Genomic DNA, 9,569 nt, shown 5'->3' with positions numbered 1-9,569 from the left:
TCGAAGGCGTAGTGCTCGTCGCGGAAGGTCCGGTGTAGCCTCTCGACCTTGGCGTTGGCCTTAGGCGTGCGTGGTGGGATGGTGTAGAGGGGGACGCCCAGCTCGGCGCAGGCGGCCTCGAAGGCGCCCTTGAACTCGCTGCCGTTGTCGACCTGCACGCTGCGCAGCGGGAACGGCAGGGCGGCGATCAGCTCCGCGAGGAACTCCCTGGCGCTCTTGCTGGTGAGGCTCTTGTAGAGCTGGGCGTGAGCCACCCTGGTCACGGGATCGACGGCGGTGAACTGGTACCTGGGCTCGCCCAGGGTGCGTTCCTGCAGGGTGTCTAGCTGCACCAGCTCACCCGGCTGGGTGGGCTTCTCGCCGCGCTTGCGCTTGGCCCAGCCCCTGGCGGCGGCGAGGCGGCGAGCCCGTTGCCCGCGCCTGGCCGCGCCGATCGCCTCGATGACGCCGCGCGAGACGAGCTCGGTGATGCACCTGCCCACGGTGGAGGCGCTCACCGTCACACCGTGAGCGGCGAGGGTCAAGGCCAGCTTCTCCTTGCCCATGGGCCGCTCCCGCCTGAGCTCCTCGACCAGGGGACGCACGGCGCTACGCACGGGAGCGGCTCTGCGGCGCCGGTTGCGGCTCCTACCGTCCGTGAGGGCCCTGGCGCCGCCCCTCCTCAACCGGTACCGCCACCGGTAGTAGCTCGCGCGACTCACCCCAGCCACCGCACACGCCACCGCCACCGGCAACCCCACGCGCCTGAGACGTTCGATCAGCGACACCAGCTCCAGCCTCGACCGGGCGGACGGCTCCAGGTCGGGAAGCACGAAGCCCGCCGCCCGGTAGAAGACCCGCTCCAGACCCCTTACCCTGTTCATGGAGGTTCCTTTCCCTAGGCAGGTTTGGAACCTCCATCTTCTTCGAACCCGAACGTCTCAACACAAGCTGGACTCAACCAGATTACGGGCGGCTGCTCCGTCGCTCCTCACCGCCAACTTTCATCGCCCTCCCCTAGGATTTTTCGGGTCTCGTCTATAGAGGCTGGTCCTTGTTTCCTCCGGCGGCGCCACTTTTCGGATTGGGGGTTTGCGTTTTCGGCCACCTGCCTGGCTCGAAGCCTAGAATCGTCGTAGCGACCCCTCGTTGGCTTAGGCAGCCTCATACATACGGCTCGAGCGACGAGGCCGTTTACGGGCCTCCTGAGGCCTTACAGGGCCCTTCTCGGTGTCGCAGTAGCGGTCATAGACACGCTTCACCTGTATTGGGCTCCACAGCTTCCCGGTTCGAGTCCGCTGACCTGCACCGTTCAGGCGCTCAGCTATCGCCCTGTAGCTTAGGCCCGAGTCACGAAGGGCGCAGATGTGGTCCAGAACGATGCCGCTGTAGTAGGCGGCGGCAGCCTCCTGCCTGGCCTGGACACCCTTGTGTTGGACGCCAGGTGCGAAACCCTTTGGACTGCCAAGCTTGACTCCGCGTCTCTTGGCGGCTGCCAGAGCAGCTCGAGTCCGCTCGCTGATCAGCTCGGCTTCCCGCTGGGCAACTGCCGCCAGGATGTGGACCGTGAAGCTATCTGCCTCGGGCAGGTCGCAAGCCCTGAACCGGATGCCGCTTTCCATTAGCCCTGTTAGGAAGTGAACGTTTCGCGCCAAGCGGTCGAGCTTGGCGATGAGCAGCACGGCATCCTTCTCTCGACAAGCTTCGATGGCTGATCGGAGCTGTGGGCGGAGGCGCTTGCCCGTGCCTGTCTCGACCTCCGTGAACTCCCCTATCAACTCCATGCCTTCTCGTCGGACCAGCTCCAGGATGGCTGCCTTCTGAGCGTCCAGGCCTAAGCCAGACTTGCCCTGCTGCTTAGTGGAGACGCGGTAGTAGGCGATCGCCCTGCTTGACATGGCACAAGTGTAACACAACACAAATGGACGTATCTGTAATGAAATGCCGTTAGCACGACATGGCCTTATTTTCTTTGGTAGGATCCGACAGGGGCGTGCTCAGCGGAAGGGGCAGTCGGAGGACTGTCGTGAAGAAGAAGAATGTGAGCGGAGGCCAGAGAGCTGGCCGGGCAAAGCCCGGTGCATCGCGCCCAAGCGGGACCAAAGGCGTCACAAGTCCCGTATCTAAGAGGCGAATGGATGGGCTCTTTTCTGGCGTAGTTGGCCATCCGGTCAAAACTATTGGAAGTCCGATTGATGCGAGACTTGCAATGGGCCAAGAGACATTGAAGGCCTTTCAAGCCGCTTCGGAGTCACTGAACGCCGTTCTTGAGGCTTACTCTGCCGTTCCTGCGATTATCTCCGACCGCATCCGAATTGCGTCGGAGACGATTGCGACAATTGCCGCAGTGCCAGCCACATTTTCTAGCCACATACGAGCCATCCAAGACCATTTGGACATGGCCTCAAGTGTCTCCGCTAAGCTCCTGTCGATGGCGGGCCCGGCGTTCAAGGCTCAAGCCTGGCCATTCGGACATCCGCACCTCAATACGGGGATAGTTGATGCCCTGAGGACACTTTCGTCTGAGCCCGATATTCTCGAGGCTGCAAACCGGGCACTTGAGGTAGCAGCGGAGTTCGCCTCGGGATTGACCTCCGCCGAGACAGTACTTGAAGCAAAGACACTTGAAGCTAGAGGTTGGGAGCGCCTCCTTGGGGATGGGCTCACGACATGGCAGCAGACCCTTGCCCAGACAGAAGAGCTTCTACAAAGTCATCCCGACCTCCTTCGTCCGACAGGCCTTGCCCAGGAGGCACAAAAACCTGACAGCGCTGGTGAGCCAACTGCGGGTTTGTCGGATATCGGTCCTTCAGACTCATCCGCAGTAGATGCGGCGCTTGCGGCAGCCCTGGATGTTGAGGCACCTAGAGGTACCCAAGATGGTGAAGCAATCCATCTCTTAAGAGAGATTGCGGCCAACACAAGGCTTAAGGCTGACTCCGAGAAGTCGGAGCCGCTACGTAAAGCGCTAAGCGACCTAGCCAACTTCCTGACCATCTTCTGGTTACTTGTTCAGTTGATACATGGCCTGCCTGTGGTGGCGGAACGAGTCAGAGACTCCATGGCCGGTCGTACCTCACTCTCCGTCATTAGGGACCCTCAAACGTCAAGTCAGCAAGGACTGACGTGGACGGACAGCGGTCGAACCGCTGGGCCTGGAGACTCTGAGCCAACGCTCAGGTACCTACACCGGCCCGCACCGCTCCGGATTGAACCTCAAGGCAAGTCCCAAGTGGTGTGCCGCCTAGAGGAGGGCTCCCAGGTCATGGTCGTAGGGACTCACGAATCTTGGGCTCGTGTCGAGCTTGGGTTCGGAAGCCCACGTGCTGGTCGCACGAGGGGCTGGGTTCATCGTAAGCATCTGAGTGCGGCACAGGAGCCCTAGCGACAGCGCCGAGCAAAGGTCCTCAAGCTTCGTGCCCGGGGGGTTCCTTTTTGCGCTCCCGACCTGATAAGATTTCGGGTGGTCAGAGCGTCAAAACCCCGCTCTGACGAGGGCTAAACCGCCACAAAGCCCGTCCTACACGCGCCCGTAGCTCAGCTGGATAGAGCGTCTGACTACGGATCAGAAGGCCAGGGGTTCGAATCCTCTCGGGCGCACCAAGAAACGCCCTCCCAGACGCGAAGTGGCCCGGCCAAGCGCCGGGCCACCTACCTTCTGTCGCGTCGAGTTCGTACCAGGGCGGCTGAAGTCGCCGCTGACTGGTTCCAGGGCCTTCCCCAGCGCGGCGACAGGACCTCACTTGGCGTTGTGCGGTCCCCTGCGCACCGGGGCATCCCAGCGAACAGGCGCCCTAGTCCCATGTCTGGTGCGACGAGCACTGCGCGCTGGGACGGCGCGGGCTAAGCTCCGCGGGAACCACGTCTCGCACTACGGAAGACTCCGCCTGAACCAAGGAGGCTCGCGGTGGACCGTCGACGATCGATCTGGGGCGTCATCGCAGCCATCCCCTTGTTCGCTGCTTGCACCCCACAAGTGGGCCCTGACGCGCGCATCTGGCCGGTCGAAACCGGTACCACGGCTCTCGATCTGCAGGCCACCAGGCGGGGGGTCTTCTTCCGGCAACGCCCCGACGGCACGGTGATCGTCTGTGCCGAGCCGTCCCCGGACGTCGCCGTGACGAGCGACACGGCGTTCTCGACCGGCTTGACGGTCCCGCAGATAGCCAACATCACGGAGGGTGAAGCGACGCTGAACCTCGACGCGGACACCACCCAGCAGCTCGTGGACCTGGCGAACCGAGGTCAACTCCTCCAGGTCCAACGGGAGGCCCTCTACCGCTTGTGCGAGCTACAGGCCAACAGCGGCCTCAGCGACGTCAGCATCTACGAGCTCTACGACGAGGTGCTGTTCACGATCCGCATGTTCGCGATGAGCGACGTGCTGACCGAGCTCATCAAGACCGAGGAAGGGCGCGCCATCGCCGAGCGGTTCGTGTCGGCGGCGATCACGCGGTCCAGCCGGCCTACCGACCTGATACTGAGCAGACAGCTCTCACCTGAGGCCGCCAACGTCCTGTACGGCGTGAGTTCATCCGAGTGCGCGCGCCTGATGGCCGCGAGCGATGCCGACCTGCGTCAGGAGATGGCGATCTCGGTGGACGAGACGTTCAGGCGGCTCGCGGAGGTGCTGGAAGACCCTGCGGAACTGAGGAGGGCGGTAGAGGTCGCATGCGCCGGGTCGGGCTCCAGCTAGCGATCGCGCTCGTCGCGACCGGACCCGGCTTCGCACAGCAGGAATCGCCGCACGTCTTCAAGATCCTGGTCGACGGTTGCCCTCACCAGTCGATCGTCCAGACCGGCTTCCGCGTGGAGGGCGTGGTCGGCATCGTCACCGCCCTTCATGGTGTCGCCAACTGCACCACGATCAACGCGGCCTCCGAAGCGCCTGCAGACGGCAGCGGCGAACGGCTCCAGTTCCTAGGCCTCCACATCGACCGGATCGACTTCCGCCGGGACGTCGCCGTCCTCACCTCTCGGGACCTGCAGACAGCGCCCGCCGTGGGCCTACGGCCGTCGACTGACGATCTCTCCTCGAGCGACCTTCGCGCACTGGGCTACGCCCTGGCTTCGGCCGCGCAACGTTCCATCGAGCAGCTCAACGTGAGCACTCCAGCCACTGCGGAACTAAGGGACCTGCTCGAGCCTGAGCTGGTCCCGCTCCTAGCCAAGCGGGGAAGCCCGGACGTCGACGCTCGGGTACTGAACCTCGAAGGCCAACTCGTTCCTGGGTTCTCGGGCGCCCCTATCCTGACCAGCGACGGTCGTGTCGTCGCCGTCGGCCTGGGCGGCCTGCGTGGCGGCACGGTCGGCATCAGCTGGGCGGCCCCGTGGCGGGACCTGGAGCTGGTGGACATCGGCGAAGGCTCCGGGACGGAGGACCTCGACCGCTTGGCCCGACTCTCGCCTAGCGAGTCCAACGTCTTCTTCTCGGCGGTGGTCGGGCACGAGATCTTGCCCGCCTCCCCCGTCGCAGTGTTGGTTCGCTTGCTGACAGCGGACCTTACGGAGACGGCCACCAGGGTCTTCCCGTTCAACGAGGTCAAGGCGGACCACCCCGTCGTGCTCGCCCCCCACAGTCGCAACTACAAGCTCAGGTACGAGGCCGACCCCGGCTTCACGTTCACCGAGGCCTCCTTGGAGATCGAGAGCCAGGCGCACGCTTCCCAGGTCCAGGTCGAGGTGGTCGACGGAGGCTCCGCGATCGAGCTGGCGTTCACGCTCGAGAGCGGTCCTCAGGTCGACCGCTGGCGGGGCTGGCTGGTCGGCCGGGTCGTCGCGACACGAGCGCGCACGATCCCAGGTGGCCCGGTCGACCTGGGCACCATCCAGGTCTCGGGTCAGTCCAGCGAGTACCTCCTGAGCGGTCCGCCGTCTGACGTAGCGGTCGAGGGCGTCGTCCTTACGGACGACGCCGGCCGCCTGCTCGCGCGTGGCGCTCCGGGCGAAGCGTTGCGCACTCCCGACAACCGCCTCACCTTCCGCGTGTACGAAGACGACGGCGTCTGGTTACTAGCCGTGGCCGGGCCAGAGGGTTTCCCCCCGCCCTCGTTCGTCTCGGAGTTCGTCTACGACCTGCCGGACGTTCAGGATCCGATCTTCCCTGTCGAGCTCCTCGAGCGCAGGGTCGAGGCGGGCGCGCTGCCTCCCGAGGTCGCGGACGGACTACTCAGGCTCACCAGCGTCGAGCTCGGGATCCTCGAGGAGGAGTGGCCAGCGTTGCGCGTACGCTTCACGGTCAACAACGTGGGCAGACCGCCGCTCGCGCTCGACCTCGACGAACGCTTCTTCACCCTCACCAGCGACAGCGGTGACCGCGCCGAGCTCCGGTACTTCTGCTGTGCCACCATCGAAGGCACCGTTCTGAGAGCAGGAGACCAGTACCCCCTGGAGATGATCTTCGTCGGGGACTTCGGCTGGCTGGGCAAGAACAACCCGATACAGGCGCTGAGCTTGGAAGTGGAGGGACTGCTGCCAGTCGTCAGGGAGGTATGGCGCATCCCCTTGCCGGCCGTGGCCGAGTGACCGACCTCATCCTGGCTGTAGGGGTCGCGCCTGTCCGCTCGCCGCACGCGACAGCACGCTTCATCGCGCAGCTCCGCCCTTCGACCGTCGCCGGCCATCTTCGTGGACGGCCGCACCATCGGTCGGCGGACGCCACGCCCCTCACATCCCGCGCTCGCGCGCCCGCGCCGCGGCCTCGTGCCGGTTCGCGACCTGGAGCTTCGCCACGACGTTGCTGACGTGGTTGCGCACGGTCTTCGGCCGCAGGCCCAGCCGCCTGGCGATCTCGGCGTTGGGCAGTCCCTCAGCCACCGCCGCCAGCACCTCGTGCTCGCGCTCGGTGAGCTCCTCGAACAGGATCCCCTCGCCCGCGACGCGCGCCGCGAAGTAGCGCTGGATGCGCGTCGCGATGGCCGCGCTGAAGCTGGCCTCGCCGTCGGTGACCGCCTGCATCGCCCTCAGGAGCGCCTCCGGAGCGCTGCCCTTCAGCGCGTAGCCGAGCGCGCCGGCCCTGATCGCCTCGAACACCGACCTGTCGTCGTCGTACATCGTCAGGACCAGGACCCTGGCTCCCGGCGCGTCGCGTGTGATCAGGGACGTCGCCTCGACGCCGTTCATGTCGGGGAGTTGCAGGTCCATGACGATGAGGTCGGGCGCCAGCTCGGACGCGAGCCGCACGGCCTCGCGTCCGCTGTCCGTCTCCCCGACGAGCTCGAACTCCGGGGCGGTCGCCAGCAGCGCCCTGAGCCCGGCGCGGAACACGGCGTGGTCCTCCACGATCAGCACGCGCGTCACGCTGTGCCCTCCAGGGAGGCGGACGCGCCGTCGAACGCGTCCGCGGCGAGCGGGAACCAGGCCCTCACCGTCGTGCCGGACCGCGCCGCGCGAGGCGCCACCTCGAGGCGTCCGCCCAGCTCCGCGACGCGCTCGCGCATGGCGTTCAGGCCCACCCCCTGCCGGCCCGCGGCGATGCCGACGCCGTCGTCCTCGACGGTCACGTCGACGCCGCCGGGGGAACCCGTCACCTCGACGCGGCAGCGCCGCGCGCGGGCGTGCCTCACGACGTTCATGACCGCCTCGGTGACGACGCGGTAGACGGCGGTCTCGAGGGGCGGCGGGAGCGCGTCGAGGTCGCCGCCGGTAGCGAGCCGTACCTCCAGCGTCCCGCGCGCCAGGTCCTCGACCTTCCTCTCCAGCGCCGCCGCCAGGCCGAGCTGGTCGAGCTCCGGCGGCCGCAGGGAGTAGATCAGGTGCCGCGCCTGCTCGAGCGTGGCGGCGATCTCCTGCTCCAGCCGGCCCAGTAGGGCGTTCGCCTGGCGGGGGTCGGCGTCGAGGAGGCGCCGCGCCGCCCCGGCCATCAGGGACTGGGCGGCGAGCGCCGGGCCCAGCCCGTCGTGGAGGTCGCGCCTGAGGCGCAGGCGCTCCTGCTCGCGGGACTCCAGGGCCGACCGGCGCGTGCGCGACAGCTCGCTCGCCAGCTCGTCCGCCTGCACGAGCAGCGCCACCTGGTCGGCGACCCTCTCGAGCAGCCGCTCCTCGTGCTCGTCCGTCAGCTCGCCCGGGGGGAACGAGACCTCGAGCCAGCCGAGCTGCCGACCCTGCACCTGCAGGGGCAGCCTCCTCACCGCATCGCCGCGCTCGCCGTCCTCGGCGACCTGCCGCCAGGCGCCCGCCTCGACCGAGACCCGCGCGTACGGCACCCGCATCGCGCGCCTGACCGTCCGGGTCAGCTCGTCGAGGTCGCGGTGCTCGGCGAGGCCGGCCGTGAGCTGGGCGAGCACCTCGAAGGCGGCGGCGTCGCGTCCGCCGTAGAGCCGCCGGCTGACCGCGGCCCGGAGCGCGTCCCTGATGGGCAGGAGCAGCAGCGCCACCGCGGCGGTGGCGGCCAGCGGGACCCAGAACCTGGGCGACGTGCCGAAGACCGCGCCTACACCCAGGACGACGGCCAGGTAGAGGGCGAGGAGCGAGGCCGTGAGGCCGCCGTAGACGAGCGTGCGGCTGAGGACGAGGTCGATCTCGAAGAGGTTGTAGCGGCTGATCGCGAGGCCGACGGCGATGACGAACCAGGCCGCCACCGCCGACTGCGCGAACCCCTGCAGGAACTGTGTCGCGAACCGCACCGGGGTGAGGGTGGTCGTGTCCGGTCCCGACCAGATGGCGAGCGTCCAGAGGCCGAAGGCGGCGGTGACGACCATGAGCGACACCGCGCTGGGCATGATCGCCCTGAGCTGGTAACGCTGCTTCCGGTCGGACACGCGGCGCAGGCGCTGCCACAGGACGAAGAGCATCGACAGCGGCGCGAACGCCGTGAACGCCAGGTCCAGCGTGCCGAAGAAGGCGGAGTCGCCGAACGCCGTGACGGGGTAGCGGTAGAGCGTGTTGGTCGCCACGTGCGCGGTCCAGACCACGGCCAGCCACGCCGCGGCGCGCGAGAAGAAGCGTCCGTCCGGCACCAGGTACGCGACGAGCACCACGCAGGTCTGCGAGACGAAGCCGACGACGATGGCGAGGCCCACGGCCAGCGGCTCGGAGGCGAGGGTGCCCACGGCCTCGCGGTAGAAGTGGAAGCGCAGGTTGTGGCCGTTCACGTCCGACGCGCCGCCGGCCGCGAGGCCCAGCGAGAGCACCAGCTCTGGCACCGTGGCCGACTTGCGCCGGAACACGAGCCAACCCATGGCGAGCCACGGCAGGGCCGTGAGCAGCACGGAGCCAAGCGCGATGAGGGCCAGCCCGTAGTGGGCGAGCCCGGGGAGGCCGAGCGCCTCGAGCGCGCGGCACTCGTCCCGCGCGGGGTCGGCACAGACGCCGCCGTACTCGCGCACGACGTTCACCGACCCCAGGAGCATCACCACGAGCGACGCCCCGGCGAGAGCTAGCCAGACGGTCTTGGCGACCTCGCGTGAGCGGACGGAGAGAGGGCGATTGAGGCCCGCCAGCGCCGAACCGATGCCCGCCACTTCTCCCCCCTCCGGCGCGATGCGAGGCGAAGGAGCTGACGGTGGCCGGGATGGATTGTAGCGCTCGGAGGCGGCGCGTCCGCCGCAGAAGACCCCCCGAACGTCCCGACCCGTCCGGGACGCGAAGAC

6 protein-coding genes and 1 tRNA gene are annotated in these 9,569 nt (G+C 67.3%); 3 read left to right on the top strand and 4 right to left on the bottom strand.

Annotated elements, in window-relative coordinates:
* Together VF202_06650 and VF202_06645 are read right to left on the bottom strand one after the other, a co-directional pair.
* The coding region (locus VF202_06650) for a DDE-type integrase/transposase/recombinase (GenBank protein HEX7039768.1) at positions 1 to 863 on the bottom strand (863 nt) is incomplete at its 3' end.
* A gap of 270 nt (positions 864 to 1,133) precedes the next feature.
* Positions 1,134 to 1,877: a recombinase family protein gene (locus VF202_06645; protein ID HEX7039767.1), complete on the bottom strand. Its 744-nt coding sequence runs from the start codon at positions 1,875 to 1,877 to the stop codon at positions 1,134 to 1,136.
* A gap of 1,628 nt (positions 1,878 to 3,505) precedes the next feature.
* On the opposite strand from VF202_06645, the gene VF202_06640 reads away from it, so the two are divergent.
* The 3 genes from VF202_06640 (at position 3,506) to VF202_06630 (ending at position 6,504) form a co-directional block, all read left to right on the top strand.
* Positions 3,506 to 3,582: transfer RNA gene (locus VF202_06640), tRNA-Arg, on the top strand.
* A 304-nt stretch (positions 3,583 to 3,886) separates the two neighbouring features.
* Complete coding sequence (locus tag VF202_06635) at positions 3,887 to 4,675, top strand: hypothetical protein (protein HEX7039766.1); 789 nt, start codon at positions 3,887 to 3,889, stop codon at positions 4,673 to 4,675.
* On the top strand, positions 4,651 to 6,504 hold the full coding sequence (locus tag VF202_06630) for a serine protease (protein HEX7039765.1): 1,854 nt from the start codon (positions 4,651 to 4,653) through the stop codon (positions 6,502 to 6,504). Before VF202_06635 ends, VF202_06630 begins: the two co-directional genes overlap by 25 nt.
* A gap of 141 nt (positions 6,505 to 6,645) precedes the next feature.
* On the opposite strand, the gene VF202_06625 is transcribed toward VF202_06630, so the two are convergent.
* Both VF202_06625 and VF202_06620 read right to left on the bottom strand, forming a co-directional pair.
* The gene (locus VF202_06625; GenBank protein HEX7039764.1) at positions 6,646 to 7,278 is read right to left on the bottom strand and encodes a response regulator transcription factor; all 633 of its coding nucleotides are present in this window, start codon (positions 7,276 to 7,278) and stop codon (positions 6,646 to 6,648) included.
* On the bottom strand, positions 7,275 to 9,440 hold the full coding sequence (locus VF202_06620) for a sensor histidine kinase (GenBank protein ID HEX7039763.1): 2,166 nt from the start codon (positions 9,438 to 9,440) through the stop codon (positions 7,275 to 7,277). Before VF202_06620 ends, VF202_06625 begins: the two co-directional genes overlap by 4 nt.
* Positions 9,441 to 9,569 lie beyond the last annotated feature (129 nt).

Source organism: Trueperaceae bacterium (assembly GCA_036381035.1).
Classification (GTDB): domain Bacteria; phylum Deinococcota; class Deinococci; order Deinococcales; family Trueperaceae; genus DASRWD01.
This window is presented reverse-complemented; position numbering and strand designations above follow the sequence as displayed.

What these genes read in the sequence shown, in the direction of transcription:
- VF202_06645 (HEX7039767.1), bottom strand. Translation starts at nt 1,877, where the DNA reads ATGTCAAGCAGGGCGATCGCCTACTACCGCGTCTCCACTAAGCAGCAG.
- VF202_06630 (HEX7039765.1), top strand. Translation starts at nt 4,651, where the DNA reads ATGCGCCGGGTCGGGCTCCAGCTAGCGATCGCGCTCGTCGCGACCGGA.